This is a genomic window from Pseudomonas sp. T1.Ur (assembly GCF_023516725.1).
Lineage (GTDB): Bacteria > Pseudomonadota > Gammaproteobacteria > Pseudomonadales > Pseudomonadaceae > Aquipseudomonas > Aquipseudomonas alvandae.
On the sequence record NZ_JAMGSN010000001.1, the window covers coordinates 5,107,084 to 5,132,125 of the forward strand.

The 25,042-nt window shown below is 61.8% G+C and carries 17 protein-coding genes; 1 reads left to right on the forward strand and 16 read right to left on the reverse strand.

Annotated elements, in window-relative coordinates; translation table 11 throughout:
• Positions 1 to 3: 3 nt before the first annotated feature.
• The 16 genes from gspE to M8Q45_RS22625 all read right to left on the reverse strand — a co-directional run bounded on the left by gspE (position 4) and on the right by M8Q45_RS22625 (position 22,121).
• Positions 4 to 1,476 (reverse strand): type II secretion system ATPase GspE, encoded by a 1,473-nt coding sequence (gene gspE / locus M8Q45_RS22550; protein WP_349654633.1) that lies wholly within the window; start codon positions 1,474 to 1,476, stop codon positions 4 to 6.
• Positions 1,473 to 3,392 carry a type II secretion system secretin GspD gene (gene gspD, locus M8Q45_RS22555; RefSeq protein ID WP_249876454.1) on the reverse strand — a complete coding sequence of 640 codons (1,920 nt, stop codon included), beginning with the start codon at positions 3,390 to 3,392 and terminating at the stop codon, positions 1,473 to 1,475. The genes gspE and gspD overlap by 4 nt, the downstream gene beginning before the upstream one ends.
• A gap of 8 nt (positions 3,393 to 3,400) precedes the next feature.
• Positions 3,401 to 3,925: a type II secretion system protein N gene (locus M8Q45_RS22560; RefSeq protein ID WP_249876455.1), complete on the reverse strand. Its 525-nt coding sequence runs from the start codon at positions 3,923 to 3,925 to the stop codon at positions 3,401 to 3,403.
• Positions 3,922 to 4,455, reverse strand: coding sequence for a cytochrome b (locus tag M8Q45_RS22565; RefSeq protein WP_249876456.1), 534 nt, complete (start codon positions 4,453 to 4,455; stop codon positions 3,922 to 3,924). Before M8Q45_RS22565 ends, M8Q45_RS22560 begins: the two co-directional genes overlap by 4 nt.
• Positions 4,456 to 4,519: 64 nt before the next feature.
• On the reverse strand, positions 4,520 to 5,986 hold the full coding sequence (gene gbpA, locus M8Q45_RS22570; protein ID WP_249876457.1) for an N-acetylglucosamine-binding protein GbpA: 1,467 nt from the start codon (positions 5,984 to 5,986) through the stop codon (positions 4,520 to 4,522).
• Between the two features lie 322 nt (positions 5,987 to 6,308).
• Positions 6,309 to 7,376: a uroporphyrinogen decarboxylase gene (hemE, locus tag M8Q45_RS22575; protein ID WP_249876458.1), complete on the reverse strand. Its 1,068-nt coding sequence runs from the start codon at positions 7,374 to 7,376 to the stop codon at positions 6,309 to 6,311.
• A gap of 180 nt (positions 7,377 to 7,556) precedes the next feature.
• Positions 7,557 to 8,975 carry a glutamate synthase small subunit GltD family protein gene (locus M8Q45_RS22580; RefSeq protein WP_249876459.1) on the reverse strand — a complete coding sequence of 473 codons (1,419 nt, stop codon included), beginning with the start codon at positions 8,973 to 8,975 and terminating at the stop codon, positions 7,557 to 7,559.
• Positions 8,976 to 9,102: 127 nt separating this feature from the next.
• Positions 9,103 to 13,551, reverse strand: coding sequence for a glutamate synthase large subunit (gltB, locus tag M8Q45_RS22585; protein ID WP_249876460.1), 4,449 nt, complete (start codon positions 13,549 to 13,551; stop codon positions 9,103 to 9,105).
• Between the two features lie 350 nt (positions 13,552 to 13,901).
• Positions 13,902 to 15,479 carry an AAA family ATPase gene (locus M8Q45_RS22590; RefSeq protein ID WP_249876461.1) on the reverse strand — a complete coding sequence of 526 codons (1,578 nt, stop codon included), beginning with the start codon at positions 15,477 to 15,479 and terminating at the stop codon, positions 13,902 to 13,904.
• A gap of 10 nt (positions 15,480 to 15,489) precedes the next feature.
• Positions 15,490 to 16,590 carry a 3-dehydroquinate synthase gene (gene aroB / locus M8Q45_RS22595; RefSeq protein ID WP_249876462.1) on the reverse strand — a complete coding sequence of 367 codons (1,101 nt, stop codon included), beginning with the start codon at positions 16,588 to 16,590 and terminating at the stop codon, positions 15,490 to 15,492.
• Positions 16,591 to 16,737: 147 nt separating this feature from the next.
• Positions 16,738 to 17,256, reverse strand: coding sequence for a shikimate kinase AroK (gene aroK / locus M8Q45_RS22600; protein WP_181290818.1), 519 nt, complete (start codon positions 17,254 to 17,256; stop codon positions 16,738 to 16,740).
• A 4-nt stretch (positions 17,257 to 17,260) separates the two neighbouring features.
• The gene (locus tag M8Q45_RS22605; RefSeq protein WP_217861073.1) at positions 17,261 to 19,333 is read right to left on the reverse strand and encodes a type IV pilus secretin PilQ; all 2,073 of its coding nucleotides are present in this window, start codon (positions 19,331 to 19,333) and stop codon (positions 17,261 to 17,263) included.
• 13 nt (positions 19,334 to 19,346) lie between these two features.
• The gene (locus M8Q45_RS22610) at positions 19,347 to 19,874 is read right to left on the reverse strand and encodes a pilus assembly protein PilP (protein ID WP_030140988.1); all 528 of its coding nucleotides are present in this window, start codon (positions 19,872 to 19,874) and stop codon (positions 19,347 to 19,349) included.
• On the reverse strand, positions 19,871 to 20,494 hold the full coding sequence (gene pilO, locus M8Q45_RS22615; protein WP_249876463.1) for a type 4a pilus biogenesis protein PilO: 624 nt from the start codon (positions 20,492 to 20,494) through the stop codon (positions 19,871 to 19,873). Before pilO ends, M8Q45_RS22610 begins: the two co-directional genes overlap by 4 nt.
• Entirely contained in the window at positions 20,491 to 21,057 is a 567-nt protein-coding gene (locus M8Q45_RS22620) for a PilN domain-containing protein (RefSeq protein ID WP_249876464.1), read from the reverse strand. The genes pilO and M8Q45_RS22620 overlap by 4 nt, the downstream gene beginning before the upstream one ends.
• A complete protein-coding gene (locus tag M8Q45_RS22625; protein ID WP_249876465.1) occupies positions 21,057 to 22,121 on the reverse strand; it encodes a pilus assembly protein PilM in 1,065 nt (354 codons plus the stop codon). Before M8Q45_RS22625 ends, M8Q45_RS22620 begins: the two co-directional genes overlap by 1 nt.
• Before the next feature lie 208 nt (positions 22,122 to 22,329).
• Between M8Q45_RS22625 and M8Q45_RS22630 the strand changes: the two genes are divergently transcribed.
• The gene (locus tag M8Q45_RS22630; protein WP_249877381.1) at positions 22,330 to 24,774 is read left to right on the forward strand and encodes a penicillin-binding protein 1A; all 2,445 of its coding nucleotides are present in this window, start codon (positions 22,330 to 22,332) and stop codon (positions 24,772 to 24,774) included.
• Positions 24,775 to 25,042: the final 268 nt, after the last annotated feature.

Below are 25,042 nucleotides of genomic sequence, written 5' to 3' on the forward strand. Positions count from 1 at the left end.
CGGTTATTCTTCCTGGGTGATGCGCAGCAGTTCGTCCACGCTGGTCAAGCCCTCGAGCACTCGTCGACGGCCATCCTGGAACAAACTGCGCGATGCCTTGCGCGCTTCTTCAGCGAGCTCCCGCTCGGTCGCGCCCTGATGAATCAATGCCGAAAGTACTGCGTTGACGTTGACCAGCTCATAGATGCCGATACGCCCGCGATAGCCTTTCTGGCACTGCTCGCACCCCTGGGCCTTGAACAACCGTGGCGCGGCCGTGGCTTCCAGGCCCAGGCGCCGGCAAGTCGTCTCGTCGGCGACGTACCCCGACTTGCAGGCCGGACATAGCGTGCGCAACAACCGTTGGGCCACGATGCCCGCCAGGGACGACGCCAGCAGGTAGGCGTCCACGCCCATGTCCACCAGCCGGGTAACCGCGCCGACGGCGCTGTTGGTGTGCAGGGTCGAGAGCACCAGATGTCCAGTCAACGAAGCCTGGACGGCGATTTCGGCGGTTTCGCGGTCGCGTATCTCACCGACCATCACCACGTCCGGGTCCTGGCGCAAAATAGCCCGCAAACCACGGGCAAAGGTCATGTCTACCTTAGGGTTGACGGGCATCTGGCCGATACCCGGCAGGTGATATTCGATCGGATCCTCGACGGTAAGAATGTTCCGGGTCTGATCATTGATGCTGCTCAGGGCCGCATACAGGCTGGTGGTCTTTCCCGAACCCGTCGGACCGGTCACCAGCACGATACCGTGGGGCTTGCAGAGCAACTGCCGCAGGCTCGCCAAGGTGTCGTCCGGCAGGCCCAGGCGCTGTAGCTCCAGGCGCCCGGCCTGCTTGTCGAGCAGGCGCAGCACCACCCGCTCGCCGTGCGCCGAGGGCAAGGTCGAGACCCGCACATCGACTTCATGCCCGGCCAGGCGCAACGCCATCCTGCCGTCCTGGGGAACGCGCTTTTCGGCGATGTCCAGGCGCGCCATGACCTTGATTCGAGACACCAACAAGGTCGCCAGCTCTCGGCGCGGACGCAGCATTTCGCGCAGCTGGCCATCAATGCGCATGCGTACTGACAGATATTGCTCAAACGTCTCCAGGTGCACGTCCGAGGCCTGTTCACGGACCGCTTCACTGAGCAGCGCATTGATCAGCCGGATGATCGGCGCGTCGCCCTGTTGTTCCAGCAGGTCGGCTGTCTGGGGCACCTGATCGGCCACGCTGAGCAGGTCCAGTTCTTCGTCCAGCCCTTGGGCAACCTGCTCGGCGGCGCTCTGGCCCTGGCGATAGACACTGGCCAGGCGCGCCGCGAATTGCGCCGGTTCCACCCTTTCGATCGGCACCTCCCGATCACACAATCGCCTGATCTCTGCCACTGCCGTGAACGGCGCATCCCCACGCATGACCAGCCGCAGCGTCGGCCCTTCACCGTCGAGCAGTACGCCGTGGCGCCTGGCAAAACCAAAGGGCAACGGGGCCTGGGGGCGAGTCACAGATCACCCGGCGCGCGCTGGCGCAAGTCGGCCGGCGCCTGGATGGAGGGCTCGAACAATTGTCGGGCCTCCCGCGGCAGCAACAGCGAATTGTTCTGTCGCGAACCTGGCTTGCTCAGCTCCCGTAGCGCGTCGTAGCGCTGCCGGCTGACGCCCGCCAGGTCTTCCTTGCTGCGCACAATGGTGGGCCGCAGGAAAACCATCAAGTTGCTTTTGGTCTGGGTGTCTCGCGTCCAGCGAAACAGCGCGCCCAGGTAGGGAATGCTGCGTAGCAGCGGCACACCGCTTTCCTGCGTGCGCACACTGTCGCGGATCAGGCCGCCGATGACGATGATTTCGCCGTCGTCCGCCAGGATCGTGCTTTTCAGCGCACGCTTGTTGGTGATCAGGTCCGAGGAGTCCACCCCGGAAACCGACGGCGCAATGTCCGAGACTTCCTGCTCGACTTCCAGGCGCAAGGTCGAGCCCTGGTTGATGAACGGCCGGATCTTGAGGCTGATGCCGACATCCTTGCGCTCCACGGTCGTGAACGGGTTGTCCGCGCCACTGCTGTTGGTGGCATATGAGCCGGTCTTGAACGGGACGTTCTGGCCGACGATGATCTCCGCCTCCTGGTTATCCAGCGTCAGCAGGCTGGGCGTTGAAAGCAGATTGCTGCGGGTATTGCTCGCCAGCGCCGATATCAGTGCACTGAAGCGATCGCCCCCCAACCGCAGGACCGCGCCTTCCGGCGCATTCTCTCGGGCGCTGAAGTCCGGATCGCCAATGATCGGAATGTCGGTTCCCGGAAAATTGATGAACCCCGTCGCGCCACCGCTATCAAGCCCCCATTGCACCCCCAGCGCTTCGGAAATATCACCGGAAATCTCAACGATGGCCGCGTGAATGAGCACTTGGGCCCGGGGCTGGTCCAGTTCCCGGACAATGTTCTCGATAATGCGCACTTGAGCGGGATCGGCAATCAGCACCAGGGCATTCTGGCTTTCATCGGCCTTGATCATGAACGTGCCGGCGGCGCTTTCCTGGACGCCGGTCTGCGTAGCGGTAGGCTTTTTATCCTGCCCGACGTTTTCCAACACTTCGGCCAACAGCTTGGCATTGCTATGGCGCAGCCGGATAACCCTGGCATTGTCCTGTGGAGCGGTGGCCGGAACGTCCAGGGTCCGGGCCAGGTCCACCAGGCGTCGACGCACCGTCGGCGCACCGATGACCACCAGGCGATTGCTTCGTGCGTCAGCAATCACCAGGCCCGCAACGTCACCCTCACGCTTGCCGCCGGAGGCTTCCATGATCGGCGCGATATCCGTTGCCTGGGCGTGCCGCAGCGTCACCACTTCATGATTGCGGTTGCGCCCGGCATCCAGCTGGCGCACGACCCGGGCGATGCGCTGCACGTTGGCCGCCGTGTCGGTGACGACCAGCGCATTGGAAGAAACCGAAGGGCCGACGTAGCCGTTACCCGACACCAGTGGCCGGACCAACCCGGCAACATCGGCGGCAATGCTCGATTGCAATTCGATGACCCGAGTCACGAACTGCGAGGGAGCGGGGTTCGTTGCGTCGACACCCGCGCGGGTCTTCGCGTCAGCGACGGGGGCAACCAAGATGCGCTCACCTTCATCGATCACGGTAAAGTTGTGTGCGTCGAGCACCGAGTAGAACAGCCGGCGCACCCCCTCGCGATCCAGGGCCTGGCGGGACATGACGGTAACCCGTCCCGTCACCCTGGGATCGAGCACCACGGTCTTGCCCAGGATCGCCGACATTTCCCCGACCACATCGCGCAGTTCCGCATCATTCATCGCTAGCTCCCAACGAGGCTCCTCCGCCCGCACCAGACCGGGGACTATCTGCGCGCAAACCGCGAAGAGACAGAACAGGACGCGCAACGCACTGCCCCGTATGAAGCTGTTCATGAATACGATCACTCTGATTGCCCGACGATTGGGCGTAGGTGTTGAGAGGCCTGGAGCGTTGCATGGCTCCCGTCGAGGTCCAAACGGCGCAACGAGGGGCCGGTCTGTTGTCGCAAGACCAATCGTTCTTCGCGACCGTTGCGCCATAACATCACCTGCCCGGCTTCGACCCGACGCAACACACTGCCACCGGGCAGCCGCTCACCCACTTGATAGAAACGCGGGCCCGTTGCGTCAGCCAGCAAGGCCCGCGACAACCCTGGTGCCGCGACGAAACTGGCTTGCAACGTGATGGATTCGGCGCTGGGCGAGAGGGCCGTTTGCGGCGTCAACCCGAGCACCGTCGCCACGGCTTGTACATGGGGTCGATCACGGGCTACCGTGGCCTTGGGTTGAGACGGAGTCGGCAGATCGTGTTGCAGCGCCTGGCGAAAACGCCATTCCTGGCACGCCAGGAAAAAACCATACAACACCGGTATGAGCACAAGCAGCGCTGTCGGCCGCCGATGGCCAGCCCGGATAAAAAACCTCATCGATTCATTTCGCCTGCAGGCCTTGCAAACGACATGCGCTGCAGGACCCTGCGTCCGGAAAACTCATGCCAGGCCACTGCACACAGGTGCAGCGCGACCAGTAGCGAAAGCACTGCGCAGGATTGGATATGCCCCATGGTCGCCCATTCGATCAGCGACGGGTCCTGCAACGGCTGGGGGATATGAACCAGCCCGAAGACGCTGATGGTTTTTTTCATCATCAGGACGCCGGTCACCAGCACGGCAGCGATGGTCAGGTAGATCATCAGGTGAACCAGCAGCGCCAGCGCCTTGGCCCATGACGACTTCGCCTCGTGCGCATCGAATTCGCAGGCAAACAGGCAGAATCGCCAGGCGAACAGCGGAATGAAAAGCGTCGTCAGCGATACATTGATCGAGCCGACCCAGTGCTCGACCGAATCGGACACGGGGCCGTAGGCCACATAAAAACCGGACGCCAGCGCCCACAAGATGACCGCAGCCGACAACCAGTGCAGCAGCACTCGTTGCTTGGAATAATTCAGATGCATGATGCCCCCACCCAAAAGCTCCGGGCGCTCCGTCAGGTCCGCCCGAAGCCGAGTCTCAAAGGATTTACAGCTTGTCCCAGGCCATGTGCCAATGAGCGCCTACACCCGGTTCGAAGCCGTTTGCAGACGGGGCGTACTGTTTGCAGTAGCCGGACGCGGGGAACGGCTTGCACTCGAATACTTCGTCGGTCTTGGGTTGCAGCACTTTCGTGCCGGCGGTGTATTCGGTGATGCCCTCAGGGAAGATGAAGTCGTATTCAATCCCGGCGCCCTCGCCGGTCATGGTGACGCTGCGGGTGTCCTGACGAGTGGTACGCCCATCCTCGGTGGTGCCGATCAGCGTGAGGGTGTGCGGGCCGGGGGCACTGCGCACATCGAGCTTCAGGGGGCTGCTGCCCTCGACGACGGATTGGCTCAAGGCGCCAACCTGCTTGTTGTGTTCATCGAACAGGGTCGCTTCGAGATTCATCTTGCGATTGGTCAGCACAGCGAAGTCCATGCTGACGCGTCCCTTGTCGAGCACATACTCGGGCTGCAAGGATGAAATCGACAAACTGGCGCCGGCGTCTTCCTGCATCTCCAACTGGACTTCATAGCGGGTCACACCGCTTGCTTGCTGGGCATACAAGGTGTTGGTGCCTTTGATCGGCGTGATCTCGCCCTGCTCATCGCGGATGCCCGCCCGAATCAGGGTGTGGGCTCGGTTGATGGCTTCGGCCAGCTTGAACGACCAGTTCTCCGGCTGGCCTTCCTGCGCGTTGTCGATGCTGACTTGCACACCGTATTGGCTGTTTTCACCCTCCGCGGAAAACGCCCGGGCCTTGACCTTGTCACCCACCAGCAAGGGCGTTGAAGGGGCGATGCTGCCCACCGGCAACCAACCACCGGGCAACGCCGCTTCAGCGAGGATGTTCACGTCGGCCGGGTTGTAGAACGCGGCATCCGTGTCGCCCACCGTCCAGACCGCCAGGATCACGTGGTGACCGGTCTTGCTGTCGGGAATGACGCAATTGTGCTTGGCGCCGGACTCCGGCAACTGATTACCGCCTGCCACCGTACAGAACGGCGCGGGCTCGAACGAAGCGCGCTTGAGCGCCTCGTTTGGGTTCCAGCCATCACGGGTGATGAAGTACTCATGCTTGGTGGCTGGGTGAACGGCGGTATAGCGCCATTGGAAGGCGATATTGCGGTCTCGGATCTCGGTCAATTGCCAGCGTGTCGGTGATTGTGCATCGAGGGCGGAAAACATCGCGTGGCCACCACTGGCTATTTTTCCGTCAAAAGGCCCTTGCAGCGGGGCGCCTCCGGCGCCATTCGGAAACCCCTTGAAAGTTTCACCCGTGCTCTGTGGCTCGTATTGCGCGCCGCCACAGTTCTGGTTGACACCGTTCTTGCACAGCAATGCGCGCGAAGGCGGCACTTCAAGATAACCGTGGGCCGTAGCACTTTTGGGCACTATCAACGCCGATAGCAGAACTAAAGACGAAGCACACCCCATTAAAACTGCGTGCTTATTGCAATTGATCTTCATATAAATTCCTGGCCGCTCATAAAAATAGAACATCTCACTTAAAAGACACTCGAACCGCTTTACCGGGGGCCTTTCAAGCGCAGGAACGTTATAGAAAAGCTATTAATTTCTATGTAAGAAATGTCGCCAAAAGTTGAGGGAACCATCTCAATTTCTATTTTAATTACGCAATGCTCGAAACATCCTACACATAAAAAATATAGTAAACACAATGACCTCCAACCAATTGGAGAGCCCCCTTATTTTTGTTTAACGGCAAACAACAGGCATAAAAAAACCTGTCCGACAACAAAGTCGAACAGGCCTGTTAACCTCACTGGATTTATGCGTGATATTGCGCCGACAGCTCATGCACCGCCCGCAGGAAGGCGCCAGCGTGTTCCGGGTCGACTTCAGGGGTGATGCCGTGGCCAAGGTTGAACACATGACCACTGCCCTTGCCATAACTGGCGAGGATGCGCCCGACTTCAGTACGAATGGCTTCAGGCTTGGCGTAGAGCACCGTTGGGTCCATGTTGCCTTGCAACGCAACCTTGTGGCCGACGCGCTCGCGAGCGTTGCCGATGTCGCAGGTCCAGTCCAGGCCCAGGGCGTCGGCACCGGCCTCGGCAATGCTTTCCAGCCACAGCCCACCGTTCTTGGTGAACAGGATCACCGGCACTTTACGACCTTCGTGTTCACGGATCAGGCCGCTGACGATCTTGCGCATGTAGGCCAGGGAGAATTCCTGGTAGGCCGCCGCCGACAGGTTGCCGCCCCAGGTATCAAAGATCTGCACCGCTTGCGCACCGGCCAGGATCTGGCCGTTGAGGTAGGACGTGACCGACTGCGCCAGCTTGTCCAGCAGCAGGTGCATGGCTTGCGGGTTGTCGTAGAGCATCGCCTTGGTCTTGCGGAAGTCCTTGGAGGAGCCGCCTTCGACCATGTAAGTCGCGAGTGTCCACGGGCTGCCGGAAAAACCGATCAACGGAACGCGACCGTTCAATTCACGGCGAATGGTGCTGACCGCGTCCATGACATAGCCCAGGTCCTTCTGCGGATCGGGGATCGGCAGCGCTTCGATGTCGGCCAGGGTGCTGACCACTTTCTTGAAGCGCGGGCCTTCGCCGGTCTCGAAGTACAGGCCTTGGCCCATGGCGTCGGGGATGGTGAGGATGTCGGAGAACAGGATCGCCGCGTCCAGTTGCGGATAGCGGTCCAGCGGCTGCATCGTGACTTCGCAGGCGAACTGGGGGTTCATGCACAGGCTCATGAAGTCACCGGCCTTGGCGCGGCTGGCGCGGTATTCCGGCAGATAGCGACCGGCCTGGCGCATCATCCACACGGGGGTGACGTCCACGGGTTGCTTGAGCAGGGCGCGAAGGAAACGGTCGTTCTTCAGGGCAGTCATGTCGGCATCCGGAAAAAAAGTGCGGGCATTTTCTCAGAGCGCGACGCAAAAGGCACGGCAAGAGCCGTGCCTTTTATCTATCGGGGCAATTTGTCGCATAACAGCAGCTACAAGCTATGAGCTGCAAGCCACAAGTGCATCTGCTTTCAACTTGTAGCTTGTAGCTTGTAGCTGGGATCTTCAGACCCCCAGGTAATCCAGGATCCCTTCCGCCGCATTGCGGCCTTCGAAGATCGCCGTCACCACCAGGTCGGAACCCCGGACCATGTCGCCGCCGGCGAAGATCTTCGGGTTGCTGGTCTGGTGCTTGTACTGGCCTTGTTCCGGCGCGACGACGCGGCCCTGGCTGTCGGTCTGGATGCTGAACTGCTCGAACCACGGCGCCGGGCTCGGACGGAAGCCGAAGGCGATGACCACGGCGTCGGCCGGGATGATCTCTTCGGAGCCCGGGATCGGCTCAGGGCTGCGACGACCGCGGGCGTCCGGCTCGCCGAGACGGGTCTCGACCACCTTCACGCCTTCGACCTTGTCTTCACCGACGATGGCGATCGGCTGGCGGTTATAGAGGAACTTCACGCCTTCTTCCTTGGCGTTCTTCACCTCTTTGCGCGAGCCTGGCATGTTCGCTTCGTCACGACGGTAGGCGCAGGTCACCGACTTGGCGCCCTGGCGAATCGACGTGCGGTTGCAGTCCATCGCCGTGTCGCCACCGCCGAGCACCACGACCTTCTTGCCTTTCATGTCGACGAAATCTTCCGGCGACTTTTCAAAGCCCAGGTTGCGGTTGACGTTGGCGATCAGGAAATCCAGCGCGTCGTAGACGCCCGGCAGGTCCTCGCCGGCAAAACCGCCCTTCATGTAGGTGTAGGTGCCCATGCCCATGAACACTGCATCGTATTCTTCGAGCAGTTGCTCCATGGTCACGTCCTTGCCTACCTCGGTGTTCAGGCGGAACTCGATGCCCATGCCGGTGAAGACTTCGCGACGATTGCTCAGCACGGTCTTTTCCAGCTTGAACTCCGGGATGCCGAACGTCAGCAGGCCGCCGATTTCCGGGTTCTTGTCGAACACCACCGGGGTCACGCCGCCACGTACCAACACGTCGGCACAACCGAGGCCCGCCGGGCCCGCGCCAATGATCGCCACGCGCTTGCCGGTTGGCTTGACCTTGGACATGTCCGGGCGCCAGCCCATGGCGAACGCGGTGTCGGTGATGTACTTCTCCACCGAACCGATGGTCACCGCACCGAAACCGTCGTTGAGGGTGCAGGCACCTTCGCACAGGCGATCCTGCGGGCACACCCGGCCGCAGACTTCCGGCAGGGTGTTGGTCTGGTGGGACAGCTCGGCGGCCTGGAGAATGTTGCCCTCGGCCACCAGCTTCAACCAATTGGGAATGAAGTTGTGCACCGGGCACTTCCATTCGCAATACGGGTTACCGCAACCCAGGCAGCGGTGGGCCTGGTCGGCCGACTGCTGGGGTTTGAAAGGCTCGTAGATTTCCACGAACTCTTTCTTGCGTTGACGCAACAGTTTCTTCTTCGGATCCTTGCGCCCGACATCGATGAATTGGAAGTCGTTGCTTAGACGTTCGGTCATTCTTCAGAACCTCATACACGACAGCTTCAAGCTTCAAGCTTCAAGCTGCAAGACAATCACGGTGGCAGGCACAACGCGCACTGCTGTTAACTTGCGGCTTGAAGCTTGCCGCTTGCTGCTGCGTCGTTTACTGCGGACTCGCACGAGTACTTGAGAGCAGAGACTTCAAATTCGCCGCCTTGGGCTTGACCAGCCAGAAACGACGCACATAGTCATCGAGGTTCTCGGCGAGTTCACGACCCCACTCGCTGTCGGTTTCCTCGACGTACTCGTTCAGCACGCGTTGCAGGTGGCTGCGGTAGGCTTCCATCGCCTCGCCGCTGATCCGCTGGATTTCCACCAGTTCGTGGTTGACCCGGTCAACGAAGGTGTTGTCCTGGTCGAGCACGTAGGCGAAACCGCCTGTCATGCCAGAGCCGAAGTTATAACCGGTCTTGCCCAGTACGCAGACGAAACCACCGGTCATGTACTCGCAGCAGTGATCGCCGGTGCCTTCCACGACCGTGTGGGCGCCGGAGTTGCGCACGGCGAAACGCTCGCCCGCGGTGCCGGCGGCGAACAGCTTGCCGCCCGTGGCGCCGTAGAGGCAGGTGTTGCCGATGATGGCACTGTCCTGGGTCCTGTAGACGCTGCCCTTGGGCGGAACGATGACCAGCTTGCCGCCGGTCATGCCCTTGCCCACGTAGTCGTTCGCGTCGCCTTCCAGGTACATGTTCAGGCCGCCGGCGTTCCACACGCCAAAGCTCTGCCCGGCCGTGCCCTTGAAGCGGAAGGTGACCGGCGCGTTGGCCATGCCCTGGTTGCCGTGCTTACGGGCGATTTCGCCGGAGATCCGCGCGCCGATGGAGCGGTCGCAGTTGCAGATGTCCAGCTCGAATTCGGCACCGCTCAGGTCGTTGATTGCCGCAGCAGCCATATCGACCATCTTCTCGGCCAGCTCACCCTTGTCGAACGGCGGGTTGCGGTCGACATGACAGAACTGAGGCTTGTCGGCCGGAATCAGATCGCTGCCCAGCAACGGGGTCAGGTCCAGGTGCTGCTGCTTGGCGGTCTGGCCTTCGATCACTTCCAGCAGGTCGGTACGGCCGATCAGCTCTTCCAGCGAGCGCACGCCCAGCTTCGCCAGCCACTCACGGGTCTCTTCGGCCACGTAGGTGAAGAAATTCACCACCATGTCGACGGTACCGATGTAGTGGTCCTTGCGCAGCTTGTCGTTCTGGGTCGCCACGCCGGTGGCGCAGTTGTTCAGGTGGCAGATGCGCAGGTATTTGCAGCCCAGGGCGATCATCGGCGCGGTGCCGAAGCCGAAGCTCTCGGCGCCGAGGATGGCAGCCTTGATCACGTCCAGGCCGGTTTTCAGGCCACCGTCGGTCTGCACCCGGACCTTGCCGCGCAAGTCGTTGCCGCGCAGGGTCTGGTGGGTTTCCGCCAGGCCCAATTCCCATGGCGCGCCAGCGTATTTGATCGAGGTCAGCGGCGAGGCGCCGGTGCCGCCGTCGTAGCCGGAAATGGTGATCAGGTCGGCATAGGCTTTCGCCACGCCGGCGGCAATGGTGCCCACGCCCGCTTCCGCCACCAGTTTCACCGAGACCAGCGCCTTCGGGTTGACCTGCTTGAGGTCGAAGATCAGTTGCGACAAATCTTCGATCGAGTAGATGTCGTGGTGCGGCGGTGGCGAGATCAACGTCACGCCAGGAACCGCGTAGCGCAACTTGGCGATCAGGCCGTTGACCTTGCCGCCGGGCAGTTGACCGCCTTCGCCGGGCTTGGCGCCCTGGGCCACCTTGATCTGCAGCACTTCGGCGTTGACCAGGTACTCCGGCGTCACACCGAAGCGGCCGGTGGCAACTTGCTTGATTTTCGAACTCTTGATGGTGCCGTAGCGCGCCGGGTCTTCGCCGCCTTCGCCGGAGTTGGAACGCGCACCGAGGCGGTTCATGGCTTCGGCCAGGGCTTCGTGGGCTTCCGGAGACAAGGCGCCCAGGGAAATACCGGCCGAATCGAAGCGCTTGAGCACCGATTCCAGCGGTTCCACTTCACTGATGTCCAGCGGCGTTTCGAGGGTCTTGACCTTGAGCAGGTCGCGAATCATCGACACCGGACGGTTGTCCACCAGCGCGGTGTACTCCTTGAACTTGCTGTAGTCGCCTTGCTGCACGGCGGCTTGCAAGGTGTTGACCACGTCCGGGTTGTAGGCATGGTATTCGCCACCGTGGACGAACTTCAGCAGGCCGCCCTGCTGGATCGGCTTGCGCGGGCTCCAGGCTTCGGCGGCGAGGGCTTTCTGCTCGGCTTCGATGTCGACGAAACGGGCCCCCTTGATGCGGCTTGGCACGCCACGGAAGCTCAGTTCGCAGACTTCTTCGGACAGGCCGATGGCCTCGAACAGTTGCGCGCCACGGTACGAGGCGATGGTCGAGATACCCATCTTCGACAGGATCTTGAGCAGGCCCTTGGTGATGCCCTTGCGGTAGTTCTTGAACACCTCGTAGAGGTCGCCCAGCACTTCACCGGTACGGATCAGGTCGCCCAGCACTTCGTAGGCCAGGAACGGATAGACCGCCGAGGCGCCGAAACCGATCAGCACCGCAAAGTGATGCGGATCGCGTGCGGTGGCGGTTTCCACCAGGATGTTGGAGTCGCAGCGCAGGCCTTTTTCGGTCAGGCGATGGTGCACCGCACCGGTGGCCAGCGAGGCGTGGATCGGCAGCTTGCCCGGAGCGATATGACGGTCGGTCAGGACAATCTGGGTACGCCCGGCGCGCGCGGCTTCTTCAGCCTGGTCGGCGACGTTGCGGATGGCCGCTTCCAGGCCGATGTTTTCGTCGTAGTTCAGGTCGATGACCTGACGTTCGAAGCCCGGGCGATCAAGGTTGGTCAGCGAGCGCCACTTGGCCGGGGAAATGACCGGCGAGCTGAGGATCACCCGCGAAGCGTGTTCCGGCGACTCCTGGAAAATGTTGCGCTCGGCACCGAGGCAGATCTCCAGGGACATCACGATCGCTTCGCGCAGCGGGTCGATCGGTGGGTTGGTCACCTGGGCGAACTGCTGGCGGAAATAGTCGTACGGTGTGCGAACGCGCTGGGACAGCACGGCCATCGGCGTGTCATCGCCCATGGAACCGACCGCTTCGTAGCCCTGCTCGCCCAGCGGACGCAGTACCTGGTCACGCTCCTCGAACGTCACCTGGTACATCTTCATGTACTGCTTGAGCTGATCGACGTCGTAGAAGGCCGAACCGTGATCGTTGTCTTCCATGGTCGCCTGGATGCGCAGGGCATTCTTGCGCAGCCATTGCTTGTACGGATGACGGGACTTGAGGCGGTTGTCGATGGCGTCGGTGTCGAGGATCTGGCCGGTCTCGGTGTCCACGGCAAAGATCTGCCCCGGGCCTACGCGGCCTTTGGCGATGACGTCCTGGGGCTGGTAGTTCCAGACACCGATTTCCGACGCCAGGGTGATGAACCCGTTGGTGGTGGTGACCCAGCGCGCCGGGCGCAAGCCGTTACGGTCGAGCAGGCACACCGCGTAGCGACCGTCGGTCATGACGATACCGGCCGGACCGTCCCACGGCTCCATGTGCATGGAGTTGTATTCGTAGAAAGCGCGCAGGTCCGGGTCCATGGTCTCGACGTTCTGCCAGGCTGGCGGAACGAGCATGCGTACGCCACGGAACAGGTCGATGCCACCGGTCACCATCAGCTCGAGCATGTTGTCCATGCTCGAGGAGTCCGAACCGACGCGGTTGACCAGTGGGCCAAGCTCTTCGAGGTCCGGCATCAAATCGTTGGCGAACTTGGTGCGACGGGCCAAGGCCCAGTTGCGGTTGCCGGTGATGGTGTTGATCTCGCCGTTGTGGGCGAGGAAGCGGAATGGCTGGGCCAGCGGCCATTTCGGCAGGGTGTTGGTGGAGAAGCGCTGGTGGAACACGCAGATCGCGGTTTTCAGGCGCTCATCGCTCAGGTCTGGATAGAAGGCGGTGAGGTCCGCCGGCATCATCAGGCCTTTATAGATGATGGTCTTGTGGGAAAAGCTGCAGATGTAATGGTCGGTGTCGGCGGCGTTGGCCACGGACGAGCGACGACGGGAGCTGAACAGCTTGATCGACATGTCCTGGTCGCTCAGGCCTTCGCCAGCGATGAACACCTGTTCGATCAGCGGCAGGCGCTCAAGGGCCAGGCGGCCGAGGACACTGGTGTCGATCGGCACTTTGCGCCAGCCGACAAGCTGCAGGCCGGCGGCCAGGATCTCGCGGTTCATGTTTTCGCGAGCCGCTTGCGCCTTTACCGGGTCCTGGTTGAAAAACACCATGCCCACGGCGTACTGCTTGGGCAGGGTCACGCCAAACGTTTCCTGGGCGATGGCACGCAGGAACTCGTCAGGCTTTTGAATCAGCAAGCCACAACCGTCACCGGTCTTGCCGTCGGCGTTGATCCCACCACGGTGGGTCATGCAGGTCAGGGCCTCAATGGCCGTTTGCAAAAGGGTATGACTCGGCTCGCCCTGCATATGGGCTATCAGGCCAAAACCGCAGTTATCCTTGAATTCATCTGGTTGGTACAGACCTGCTTTCATAGACACTTTCTCACCAGGCTGCCTCTTATCGAGGCAAATTTCTTTTCAATTCAACCAGTTGCGTTCCGCGCCGAACGTACGCCAGCTTTGCGGGGGCAAAAGGGAGGTCATTGTACACACCGACACAGAGGCTCACAAATTTGACGACGAACTGCCGCAAATCCATGTCGCATTTGTGAAAGGTTTAAAGCTATATGTTGTGCTAGTCAAAACTTTTTTGGGTTCGACCGCTACGACTCAAACGCTACTGTGACGCAGACACCACAAGGCGCGCGGCCTGAAAGGTCGCCCGCCCTTGCGGAAATGTTGAGGTTGCCGGGAGTGGCGGCCTGGGTAAGGCCGCCGAATCATCAGCGAGTTGCAGCCAGTTCCTGTTGGACGCTGGCGACAGTGCGAGGCCAAGGTTTACCAGCCTGAACCTTCGCTGGCAAGGCCTTGATAGCGGAAACGGCTGCGTCACGGTTGGCAAAGCTGCCGTAGGTGATGACGTAAAGCGGCTTGCCGTTAAGCACTTTCTTGAAATAACGGTACTCGCCGCCCTGTTCCTTGACGAAGTTCTGCGCTGCGGTTTCGGAGCTGGTGCCGAGGATCTGCACCACGTAGTTGCCGGGTGCCTGGCCGGCGTACCAGCTACCGCCTGCGGCCTTGGCTGGCGCGGCAGCGGGCTTGGTTGCAGGCGCGGGCGCCGGTTTGGCGGCTGGGGCCGGAGCAGGCTTGGCGGTGGCGACCTGGGTAGGCGCCGGGGTCGGCTTGGCGGTCGGCGTCGGTACTGGCGTTGGGGCCGGACCGGCCGGTACGCCCGAGGGCGGCGAGGTGGTGGTCACGGTTGGCGGAGTGTCGCTGCTGTCGTCGATCGGCGGCGCTGCGCCGTCGTCGCCCTCGGTGATTCCGCCTGCGGCTTCAGCCAGGGGGCCGCGCATGACCGGTTGCGAGTTGCCGACCAGCGGCAGCGGCATCGGCTGGGTGTTACCTGCAAATTCCACCGCCGGGGCGCCGCCGTTGGGTTGCGGCGTGCCCTGACCGAGAGGCAACTGCGCCTGTTCGTTGGCAGGTGCGCCGGCGGTGGGCGCCTTGTTGCGACCCGGCATCAGCCAGGCGGCGGCGACCGCGACCACGACCACGGCGGAAATCGCCAATACGTGTTTCTTCGGCATGTTGAACCCCATACTTGGACGCTTCACCGCTGAGCGGCTGGCGATCATGATTTCGATCAGAGCATCTCGGGCTACCTGGTTGATGTTGCCAGGCCAACCGTCAGAGCTTTCGTGAATCTCAGAGATCTGATCTGCGGTGAAAAGTTCGATACCCCGGCCGGCGCCCTCAAGACGCTGGGCCAGGTATTCACGGGTTTCTTCCTCGGTGTAGGGCGCCAGTTCGATGACGTGGAAGCGCTCTTCCTCAAGGTTCAGTTGGTCCAGTTCGGCGATCAGCGACGACTCCCCGAACAGGAACACATGGGGACGACCTTCCGGCGCACCGGCAGCCAGGGCCAGCAGGGCTTCCAGGGCTGATTCGTCGAGCTGCTCGGCATCGTCCACCAGCAGATAGACTTCCTGCCCCGTCAATGCCAACTGGACGATCTGGTCGAGGATCGCACCGATCTCCGCCTGGGCAACATTCAGCGCCTGGGCGACCTGACGCAACACGCCGGCTGCGTCGCCGGCGCCACGGGCCGATACCACCACGCTTTGCACGGACTGTTTGTTGGTACTGGCCACCAAGGCCTGGCGCAACAATGTCTTGCCACTGCCCTGGGGGCCGGTGACGACCAACAGCAACTGGCTGTAGCGCGCAAGGTGATGCAACTGGCCCAGTACCGGCTTGCGCTGGGCTGGAAAGAATTTGAAGCCCGGGACCCGTGGTGCAAAAGGGTCATGACTCAACTGGAAATGGCCGAGGAAAGCCTCGTCGGCATGCAAACTAGTCATCGGAATCTTATTAACCTTTAAGCTGAGCCAGGGCGCGGTAGTCCGCTCCCAGCGTGGCCTGTAGAACCTCTTTCGGATAATCGTCGGTCACTACCGCTTCGCCCATGTGGCGCAGCAGCACCAGGCGCAGACGACCGTCGATCACTTTCTTGTCGATTGCCATGTGTTCGAGGAAATCCGCCTCGCTCATCTCCTCGGGCGGAACGACCGGCAACCCGGCCCGCTGGAACAGGCGGATCCCACGATCACGCTCCTGCTCGCTGATCCATCCCAGGCGCGCGGACATTTCCAGGGCCATGACCGTGCCTGCGGCAACCGCCTCGCCATGCAACCAGACGCCATAGCCCATGTGGGTTTCGATGGCGTGGCCAAAGGTGTGGCCCAGGTTGAGCGTGGCGCGCACGCCAGATTCGCGCTCATCGGCACCCACCACGGCAGCCTTCGCTGCACAGGAGCGCTCGATGGCATAGGTCAGGGCGGTCTGGTCCAGCGCACGCAGGCGGTCGACATTTTCTTCGAGCCAGCCCAGGAACGGTTCGTCGCAAATCAGACCGTACTTGATGACCTCGGCCAAGCCTGCGGACAACTCACGGGCCGGCAGAGTCTTCAGCGTCGCGGTATCGATCAACACGACGTTGGGCTGGTAGAACGCGCCTACCATGTTCTTGCCCAGTGGATGATTGATGCCGGTCTTGCCGCCCACCGACGAGTCGACCTGGGACAGCAACGTGGTGGGGATCTGGATGAAATCGACACCGCGCTGATAGCAAGCCGCGGCAAAACCGGCCATGTCGCCGATCACGCCGCCGCCCAGGGCGACCACGGTGGTGCGACGGTCATGCCGCGCAGTCAGCAGACCGTCGAAAATCAGTTGCAGGGTTTCCCAGTTCTTGAAGGCCTCGCCGTCCGGCAACACCACGGAAATGACCGAATAGGCCGACAGGTTGCGAGCCAGGCGTTCCAGATACAAAGGGGCGACGGTTTCATTGGAGATAACCGCGACTTGCCGCCCGGCGATGTGCGGTGTCAGCAGTTCGGGCTGGTCCAGCAAGCCTTCGCCAATGTGAATCGGGTAGCTGCGCTCGCCCAGGTCGACCTTAAGTGTCTGCATGTGTCCCCACAGTGAAGATGAAATCAGGCGTCCTGCCTGCTATTAACGAAAGTCAACGGTGCCGGCCGTGGCGCCAGTAATGGCCATCCGCCACGCCCCGGACGAGCCAAGGCGGGACGCCGAGGATAGCGCATTTCGCGCCACGCATTAACGGGGAGGCAGTTGTTGCAGGCGATCGAGAATTTCCAGCACCACCATCCGTGGCGGCCGCTCGTCGGTTTCGATGACCAGGTCGGCGATTTCCCGATACAGCGGGTCACGCAGTTCCAGCAGGTCGCGCAAGGTCTTGGCCGGATCGGCGGTACGCAGCAGTGGCCGATTGCGATCACGGGCAGTGCGTCCCACCTGCTGTTCGACGGAGGCATGTAGATAGACCACTCGTCCGCCGGCATGCAAAGCCCGACGATTGGCTTCGCGCATCACCGCGCCGCCACCGGTGGCCAACACCACGCCTTCAAAACCGCACAGCTCGGCAATCATCGCCTGCTCACGGTCCCGGAAACCGGGCTCGCCTTCCTTATCGAAGATCCATGGGATATTGGCGCCCGTGCGCAATTCAATTTCCTTGTCGGAATCTTTGAAAGGCAGGCGCAGCTCTTTGGCCAGCAAACGACCGATGGTGCTTTTTCCAGCCCCCATCGGCCCAACAAGAATCAAATTTCGCACAGAATCAACGACTCACAGCAATCGCCTGGTTGTTCATGATACGCGGAGTGAGAAATACCAGCAGCTCGGATTTTTTCTCCGAAACCACATCACGCCGGAAAAGGCGGCCAAGATACGGCACATCGCCAAGAAATGGCACCTTATCTACAACTTTGCTCTGAGTATTTGAGAAAACGCCGCCAATCACAATGGTCTCGCCGTCGTTGACCAGCACCTTGGCGTTGACTTCGTTCTTCTTGATTGGCGGAACCTCCTGCACCTTGTTCAGGTAATCCGGCTCGTCCTTGGTGACCTTGACCTCCATGATGATGCGGTTGTCCGGCGTGATCTGCGGCGTGACTTCCAGGGACAACGAGGCTTCCTTGAACGACACCGAGGTGGCGCCGCTGGAGCTGGCTTCCTGATAGGGAATTTCCGTGCCCTTGAGGATCTTCGCGGTCTCCTTGTCGGAGGTCACCACCTTGGGCTGGGAGACAATTTCCCCATTGCCGGTTTTTTCCATGGCCGTCAGTTCCAGGTCCAACAGCACGTTGTCGGTGATGAAGGCGATGCCGATACCGGACGTGTTGCCTGATGCCCCGAGGTCGACGAAAGGCTGGTTGGTGCTGGTGCTGCCCGGCGTACCGATGGTGGTGGAATCGCCCGTGGTCACACCGGAAGAATTCCAGTTGCCCTTGTTCTGCACCGAGCCCCCCCAGCGCACGCCCAGGCTCTTGTCGTAATCGACGTTGGCCTCGACGATCCGCGCCTCGATCATCACCTGGCGCACCGGGATGTCCAGTTGCGCGACGATCCGGCGCAACTCGTCGAGCCGGTCCTGGGTCTGGTAGGCAATGATGTTGTTGGTGCGTTCATCGACCGTGATCGTGCCGCGCTCATCGGCTTTCGCCTCGGCACTGGTGACCGACTGGAACAGCTTGGCGATGTCGGCGGCCTTGGCATAGTTGACCTGCAACAGCTCGCGCCGCAGCGGTGCCAGGTCGGCGATCTGTTTCTGGGATTCGAGCTCCTGGCGTTCGCGCGCGGCAATTTCATCCGCCGGAGCCACCAGCAGCACATTGCCCACCTTGCGCTTGTCGAGCCCCTTGGTCTTGAGCACGAGATCCAGCGCCTGGTCCCACGGCACGTTCTGCAGCCGCAAGGTGATGCCACCCTGCACGGTGTCGCTGGCCACCAGGTTCAGGTTGGTGAAGTCGGCGATGAGTTGCAGCACCGAGCGCACTTCGATGTCCTGGAAATTCAGCGATAACTTCTCACCGCTATAGGCGGCGCGGTCGCTGTTGCGTTTCTGCAGGTCTTCGACCGTCATGGGCCGGACACTGACGGTCAGCTTGTTGTCGGTCTGGTAGGTGGAGTAATCGAAGGTGCCGCTGGGCTCGATGCTGATGGTGGCGCGGTCGGAACCGGCGCTGGCATTGACGAACTGCACCGGCGTGGCGAAGTCCTTGACGTCCAGGCGTACCCGCAATGGTTCGGGCAATTGGGTCCTGGGGAAATTGAGGATGATCTTGCCTTCGCGCTCCTGGATGTCCGGGGCAATGGAAGGGTCGGACAAGTCGATCACCACGTTGCCTTCGCCCTGGGTGCCGCGCTGGAAGTCCACGCCTCGGATCGCCTTGCCGGCCGGCGCAGCGGCCCTGGCAGGTGCAGCGCTGGCAACCGCAGGACGCGGAGCCTGTGCAGCGGCCTGGCGGGCGGCTCCCTTGCCAACCACCACGAACAGGTTGTTGCCTTCGATCCGGGTGTCGTACGGCGCCAGTTGCGTAAGGCCGATGATCAGCCGGGTCCGGTCCCCCGCCTCGACCACGGTGGCACTGCGTGCATTGCCTCCGCCAAGATCATGGTTCTTGCTGGCCAACCGATTGGTCACGCCGGGCAGGTCCAAGGCGATACGGGCCGGCTGTTCGGTGGTATAGCCCCGGGGCGGCGGCGGCGGCCCGTCGAAGGTAAGCTTCAACTCGACACGATCCCCCGGCAACGCCGCCACATCCAGCGTCTTCAGGCTAGCCGCTTGAACCATCGGCGACAACAGCGCTATCCATAGCGAAATACCGAGGGCTGAAAAAATCCTGTTCATTGTTCGAATTCCACTATGAATGCTCTTTCAAAGTAATGGTCCGTGGTCGCTCCAGCCAGGCGCCTTGGCCATCGGGAACGATTTCGACCACATCGACCTGGGTGGCGCTGATCGCGACGATCCGCCCATCGTTGCGCCCCAGGTAGTCGCCGACCTTCAGTCGATGCACCCCACCCGCACCCCGCAGGAGCGCAAACGAGCCACTGGCGTTGGAGATCGTGCCGACCATTTCAAATTGCTCGATATTGAAGCCCTCCAGGTACTGCTTCGCCCGGTTGGGATCAGGTCTGACATTGCGCGAGCCTTGTTGCCGCTCGGCCTGGTCCATGCGGACCTGCGGAGAAAACGGGCTGCGCAGATTGGCGGCGCTGTAGGTGAAGGTTTCGCCAGGCCTGAAGGTCGGCGTGGGCTCGATCTTGCCGGGCGGACGCAGGCGTACTTCGTTCATGTAGGCATCCAGGTCGCTGAAACCGTCGTCGCTGTTGCAACCGGCCAGCGCAAGCAGCCCGGCCAGCAGGCCCACGCAATAGACCCGCCTCATGGCAGCGTCTCCTGCTCGTTGTACCGGTAGGTCTTGGCCTGGATGCTCATGCGCAGCTTCGCCCCCGCGCCGGGCTCCATGGGTGCGATTTCGAAATCATGCAGCGTGACGATGCGGGGCAACCCCGCGACGCCGCTGACGAACGTTGCCAGGTCGTGATAACCGCCCGTCACGGTGATCTGGATGGGCAATTCGATGTAGAACGGCTGGGTGGCCTCCGGCAGCAACTTGATTTCTTCGAACTCCAGGCCGCTGCCCAGGCCGGTGCGAGTGATGTCCTCCAACAGGCCCGGCACCTCGGTGTCACTGGGCAGTTGCCGCAGCAGCACGCCGAAAGAAGTTTCCATCTGCTTCATCTGTTCGGTATAGCGTTCCAGGTTCGCCGCCATGTGGGCCTTGCCGGCGAATTGCGCCTTGAGGGTATTTTCCTCCTCGCGCACCTGCTGCAGCTGGCTTTCCAGGTCACTCAAGGCAAAGTTATAGCCCAGCCCCAGCACCAGCAATACCAGCAATATTCCGGCCAGCCACTTGATCGGCGCCGGCCAGGAGCCAACGTTATTGGTGTCCAGGTCACTGAAATCGATCTTGCGCAGCGCGTCCAGCCATTCCCCGGCTTTCATTGGGCACCCTCCGCGTCGGCGGGACGGGTCTGGCGGACCGTCAGTTGGAAAACGCTGGCCTGGTCGGGCTGGTCCGCCGTGGCAGCCTTGACCTCCGTCAGGCTGGGGGTATCGAACAGGTCTGACGCGTCCAGGTTACGCATCAGGTCCGAGACCCGGTTGTTGGACTCTGCGACTCCCTGGATGGAAAGCATGCCCTCTTCCATTTTCACTTCGGTGAAATAAACGCCGTCCGGCAGGGTCCGCACCAGTTGATCGAAAATCCGCGCACTGACCGGACGATTGCCCTGCAAGTCCTGGATGATGCGCATGCGCTCCAGCAGCTGTTGTCGACGGGCCTTCAGTTCACTGATCTGCTGGATGCGTTCATCCAGAATGGCAATCTGATCACGGACGTGGCCGTTGCGCGCGGTCTGATAGTCGATCTCACTGTTCAGGTACTGGACCGCAATCAAGGTCAAGCCCACCGCGCCCACCAGCGCGCCCACCAACGCCAGCAGAAAGCGTTTGCGCCGTTCCTCGCGCAGCTCCTCGCGCCAGGGAAGAAGGTTGATCCGCGCCATCAGTCGAAACTCCTGAGGGCCAACCCGCAGGCGATCATCAGCGCCGGCGCATCGCTGGCCAGGGCGCCGGCGTTGACCTTGCTACTCAGGGCCATATTGGTAAACGGGTTGGCGACCTGGGTCGGCGTGCCCAGGCGCTGCTCGATCAGGCGGTCCAGGCCGGCGACTGACGCAGTGCCTCCCGCCAACAGAATGTGATCCACCGCGCTGTACTGACCCGAGGCGAAGAAAAACTGCAACGAACGCGACACCTGCTGCACCAGCGCTTCGCGAAACGGTTGAAGCACCTCGCCGAGATAATCGTCGGGCAAACCGCCCTGCTTTTTCGCCAGGCCGGCCTGCTCTGGCGTCAGGCCATAGCGACGCTGGATTTCCTCGGTAAGCTGACGCCCCCCGAACAACTGCTCACGGGTATAAATGATGCGACCGTTGTGCAACACGCTGAGCGTGGTCATGGTGGCGCCGATGTCGACGACCGCCACGGTGAGTCGCTCCTGGGACGCGGCAAGTTGCGTGGCGAGCAGACCGAAGGCGCGCTCCAGCGCGTAGGCCTCGACATCGACCACGCGAGCCGTCAGCCCGGCGAGCCCCAGCGCCGCCTCGCGGACCTCGACGTTTTCCTTTCGACAAGCCGCCAGCAGCACTTCGACCCGCTCGGCGCTGCGGGGGGAAGCGCCCACCACTTCGAAATCGATCGCCACCTCATCCAATGGGTAGGGGATGTATTGGTCGGCCTCGATCTTGAGCTGGTTTTCCATGTCATCTTCCGACAACCCGGCGTCCATCTCGATGGTCTTGGTGATGACCGCCGACCCCGCAACCGCGACCGCCACGTTGCGCAAGGGCGTCCGGGCCTTGTCGAGCACCCGCGACAACGCCATGCCCACCCCTTCGAGCTCGGCGATATTCTTCTCGATCACTGCGTTGGCCGGCAGCGGTTCGACCGCATAGGACTCGACGCGGTATCGGTCGCCCTGGCGGCTCAATTCGAGCAGCTTGACCGATGTCGAGCTGATGTCGATGCCCAAAAGCCCGTGGGCTTTTTTATTGAAGAGTCGCAGCACTACCAATTCCCTATGACTATCCGTGAGTTACGGACTCTCTAATATGCGTTGCGTTCAATCCCCCCGGTCCGACGGACGTCCGGATGGCGTTCCCGACGAAAAAAAATGCTTATAATGCCCAGCGTTTTTTTTCGCTTTGTTGCTGGCACGGGTCCTTCCCTGCACCTGGCGCCTTTTTCATTCTTTGCCTGGATATCCAAAAGCCTTGATTCGTCTGCTGAAATTTTTCGGATGGTCCATCGTCGCCGTTTTCTGCGGACTGCTCCTGGGTCTGAGCGGTGCGTTTCTTTACCTTAGTCCGGGATTGCCGTCCGTGGAGGCACTGAGAAGTATTCAGTTGCAGATTCCTTTGCGGGTGTACAGCAGCGACAACAAGTTGATCGCCGAATTTGGCGAAATGCGCCGCACGCCGATCCGTTTCGCCGACATTCCGCCCAATTTCATCAATGCGTTACTAAGTGCTGAAGACGACAACTTCGCCAACCACTATGGCGTCGATCCGGGCAGCCTGATGCGCGCCGCCAGCCAACTGGTCAAGAGTGGCCACATCCAGTCCGGCGGCAGCACCATCACCATGCAGGTCGCCAAGAATTTCTTCCTGACCAGCGAACGCAGCTTCTCGCGCAAGACCACCGAAATTCTCCTGGCCCTGCAGATCGAGCGGCAGTTGACCAAGGACGAGATCCTCGAGCTTTACGTGAACAAGATCTACCTGGGCAACCGCGCCTATGGCATCGAGGCGGCGGCGCAGGTGTATTACGGCAAGTCGATCCGCGACGTGAGCCTGGCGCAGATGGCAATGATCGCCGGCCTGCCCAAGGCACCGTCGCGCTTCAACCCGCTGGCCAACCCGGCACGCAGCAAGGAACGTCGCGACTGGATCCTGGGGCGCATGTACAAGCTCGGCAAGATCAGCGAAGCCGACTACACCGCCGCGATCAACGAGCCCTTGAACGCCAGTTATCACGTGCCGACGCCGGAAGTGAACGCGCCGTACATCGCCGAGATGGCCCGGGCCGAAATGGTCGGGCGCTATGGCAGCGACGCCTATACCGAAGGTTTCCGCGTCACCACCACGGTGCCGAGCAACTTGCAGGAAATGGCCAATACCGCCCTGCATGAAGGCCTGATGACGTATGACCAGCGCCACGGCTACCGCGGCCCCGAGTCGCGCCTGCCAGGCAAGACCAAGGAAGCCTGGGCCCTGGAGCTGACCAAGCAGCGCACCATCAGCAGCCTTGAACCGGCGATCGTCACCCAGGTGGACAAGGACGGCATCAAGGTACTGACGCGCACTGGCGAGTCGGAAGAGCACGTGGCCTGGGACACCATGAAATGGGCCCGTCCGTTCCTCAACACCAACAGCATGGGCGCCAATCCTCGCCAGCCTTCGGATGTGGCGCAGGTCGGCGACCTGATCCGGGTGCAGCGCCAGCCGGACAACGCCCTCAAGTTCAGCCAGATCCCGGCCGCCCAAGGCGCGCTGGTGTCCCTCGACCCTCAGGACGGCGCGATCCGCTCGCTGGTGGGCGGCTTCGCCTTCGAGCAGAGCAATTACAACCGCGCCTTGCAGGCCAAGCGCCAGCCGGGCTCGAGCTTCAAGCCGTTCGTCTACAGCGCGGCTTTGGATAACGGCTACACCGCCGCCAGCCTGGTCAATGACGCGCCGATCGTGTTTGTCGACGAGTACCTGGACAAGGTCTGGCGGCCGAAAAACGACACCAATACCTTCCTTGGGCCGATTCGCCTGCGCGAGGCGCTGTACAAGTCCCGCAACCTGGTATCGATCCGCCTGTTGCAGGCCCTGGGCGTGGACCGCACCATCGACTACATCAGCAAGTTCGGCTTCAACAAGCAGGACCTGCCGCGCAACCTGTCCCTGGCCCTGGGCACCGCGACCCTGACGCCCATGGAAATCGCCACGGGTTGGAGCACGTTCGCCAACGGTGGATACAAGATCACCCCATACATCATCGACAAGATCGAAAGCCGCAATGGCGAGACGCTGTTTGTCGCCAACCCGCCGCGAGTGCCAACGGGCGAGCAGGCCAGCGACGGCGTCGCCGCGCCCGCCACCGAGACCTTCACGGTGAACGCAACGGGCGGCGAAGCCACCACCGCCCCGGCCGTACCGCAAGCGCCGGCCATCGCCGAACGCATCGTTGACGGCCGCACCACCTACATCCTCAACAGCATGCTGCAGGACGTGATCAAGCTCGGCACCGGCCGCCGCGCCCTGGCCCTGGGCCGCACCGACCTGGCGGGCAAGACCGGTACCACCAACGAATCCAAGGACGCCTGGTTCTCCGGCTACAACGCCGATTACGTGACCACCGTCTGGACCGGCTTCGACCAGCCCGAAAGCCTGGGTCGGCGCGAGTTCGGCGGCACCGTGGCGCTGCCGATCTGGATGAGCTACATGGGCGCCGCCCTGAAGGACAAGCCACCGCACACCCAGCCTGAACCGGAAGGCATCCTCAGCCTGCGGGTCGATCCGGTCAGCGGTCGTGCCGCCACGCCAGGCACGCCGGGCGCGTACTTCGAGCTGTTCAAGAGCGAAGACACGCCGCCTTCGGTCAACGAGCTGGGCAACGGCGTAGCGCCGGGCAGCCCGCTGCCAGCGGATGAGGCGGCGCCGATCGATTTGTTCTGACCGAACATCACCCAAAAGCCCCGCCTTCGAGAGAAGCGCGGGGCTTTTTATGCCGCACATGAAACCCGTGGCGAGAGAGCTTGCTCCCGCTCGGCTGCGCCCGTAGGAGCTGTCGAGTGCAACGAGGCTGCGATCTTTCCCCTGACACTTGAGTCCCAAGCGAAAAGATCGCAGCCTTCGGCAGCTCCTACAGAGGCCAGCGGGAGCAAGCTCCCTCGCCACAGGTTTTGGGTTGCCTGGGCTGACGCCTTCGCGAGCAGGCTCGCTC